Raw genomic sequence first — 2,300 nt, forward strand, 5'->3', positions numbered from 1 at the left:
TATCAGCGTGAGCAACCGTCGAGCGTGCTGGCTGCGCCGCCTTCAGAAGATTCGGAAATCCCAATGAACTGAAAACAGCAAAAGCTTCATCTCTCATTCTTGACGGCGGAAGTCATATCAACGCCCCGCTTCAGCCGCCGGCCCGCCGAAGCGCAGCGGAGGCGGGACGGTCGGCTGGAAGCGATGGTTGGGTGTGCACCTACCGATAAGGATCGTTGTAGTCGTAAGTGCCGTTCCCGTTACGGTCAAGGTACGGGTTGTAGCTGGGATTGGATTTGTTGTACTGCGGCCGCGAGCTGAACTCGTCTCGTTGCGTGCCGCCCATGGACTGGGATGACGGGTTGTTGTAGCGGTACTGGTCCGGGGACGCGCGATAGTGCCCCTGAACATACGTGCCGTCTTTACGGGTGTAACCGTCGACCCATTCACCGGCCTGCACTGCCTGAGCTGCGGACACCGCCACCAAGACAAAAAGTAATTTGCGCATTGCTTTACTCCCAAGAGAAAGAAAGGTAGACAACTCGATGCTACTTGCTCCAGTGCCCCTGAACCCAGATCCACTGATGAGAATCGTAATCCCATCGCCAGTGAGCCCGGACCCACTTTGTTGCGCCAAGGGGGCGAAGCGTTTGGAGATTCTGAAGTCGGTCAGGTGGCTTCGGCGGGCGAGGCGGACGAAAGGCACCATTTCTACGGTTTGCGGCCATGATCAACTACTCCTTCTTGCACACCCAACGCCCCGGTTCACCCGCGGCCCGGCTGGAGCGGCAAAGCCGCGGAGGCCGGGACGTCGGGTGGAACCGATGGTTGGACCCCGGCACGCTACTTCTCCGATGGAGGCGGAACAACTGGCCACTGACCTGGAACGTTGTAGCGGTCCTTTGCGGCGATGGTGTATTCCTGCTTTGCCGGGCGGAAGTAGTTGTTGTCTGGACTCTCTGTGCATTCAAGCACGGCGAGCCCTTGTGAAGGCGTTATGCGCAACGTGCAGTTGATATACACGCCCCGTGGGTTGATGCGCTTTGCAACCATGGCATCTTCTTCCCATGACTCAATGGAGTATTGAATGGTGAGGGCTGTCAGCAGTGGGGCGCCCGCCCCGATTTGCTTCACCGTTGCTTGTGACTCAATACATTCCAACGACGCGCGCCCACAGGAAATCGCCGTGGCATTTTGTGTGGGGATGCGAGGCGATTCGTACTCGGATGTCGGCAACCAACTTCCGCGAATATCAATGTACTGATCCTTCTCAGCTCCAACCGACTTCAGCAAGCTGTTGCTTCCGACGCGCACGACGGCTCCAGCCGGCTCAGCAGAGGCGGCAATGCACGAGTAAAAAGCGAGCCCAAGCGCGAAGTTCTTACGAACGTTCACGATCCTCTCCTGAGGGGTCCAACGCCGCGTTAAGCCGCCGGCCGCGCCGGAGCGCAGCGGAGGCGTGGACGGTCGGGCTTGAACAGCATGTTGGGTGTGCTGCCCGATGAAACTCACGAAAGCCTCCGCTTTGTGATGGTGACGAGCGACGCCAGATGCACAGAGCTTTACCGAAGCCCGTGCCGCCAGCAAGAGCGATGCGCCTTCAAAACGAGAACCGCGCCACGCCGAAGCTTGAAGCCGATGAAACCCCGTGAGGCTTGAAGCCGCAGATGCGCCAGAACGGTGAAGAAGGAACTGCGCGTTCACGTGGCTCCGAACTCACCAGTGAAAACTACCGCCGCAGCGACACCCAACGCCTGAATTAAGCCGTGCCGCGAAGCGGCATCGGCTTGAATGAATTGTTAGGGGGCGCGCGCCCGGGATGCTTGCTCATTGAGTGCTCGTACCAGATCCGGTGTGAGTTCTGTTGGATTGCTGCCGCGTGACAGGATTTTACCGATTAGGGCCTTGACCAGATCGGGCCTGTCTGCCTCTGGAGCGTGCGCGACAAGCCCCCACGCAAAGAACATGTCTTGGTTTTGCACAAGCTCCCCATAGAACACGTTAAGTTGCTTAAGATTTTTGTTGTAGAGATAGAAAAAGCCAGCGCTAATGAATTGAGTGAGCACGCCGGCGCCAGTTGTTGTAATGGCAACAGCAGAACTGAATCCACTAAGTGCAAGAGAAACGCCGACAACTAGCACAACCAAGCCAACAATTAGAGCAACGAGACTGGCCCAGAAGCTCTAAGCAACGTGCATCTGATTGGTCTTGTAGTACGAGTTAACGTATTCGGTGATCGCCTTGGCATCCATAGCGCCCCCTAACGCCAGCTTAAGCCGCGGCCACGCCGCCGAGCGAGCTTTCCGGAAGAGCAAAAGGCG

Annotated in this window: 2 protein-coding genes and 1 pseudogene; all 3 read right to left on the minus strand. The window is 57.6% G+C overall.

Translation table 11 applies throughout. The features are described from left to right. Positions 1–199 precede the first annotated feature (199 nt). Positions 200–487: a hypothetical protein gene (locus tag K344_RS24040; protein ID WP_157622890.1), complete on the minus strand. Its 288-nt coding sequence runs from the start codon at positions 485–487 to the stop codon at positions 200–202. Positions 488–822: 335 nt separating this feature from the next. After that, a complete protein-coding gene (locus K344_RS24045; RefSeq protein WP_157622891.1) occupies positions 823–1,683 on the minus strand; it encodes a hypothetical protein in 861 nt (286 codons plus the stop codon). A gap of 95 nt (positions 1,684–1,778) precedes the next feature. Then, a pseudogene (locus K344_RS24050) lies at positions 1,779–2,150 on the minus strand (TRADD-N-associated membrane domain-containing protein); the annotation flags it as partial. Between the last annotated feature and the right edge of the window lie 150 nt (positions 2,151–2,300).

Origin of the sequence: Solimonas soli DSM 21787 (assembly GCF_000474945.1) — a bacterium.
GTDB lineage: Bacteria > Pseudomonadota > Gammaproteobacteria > Nevskiales > Nevskiaceae > Solimonas > Solimonas soli.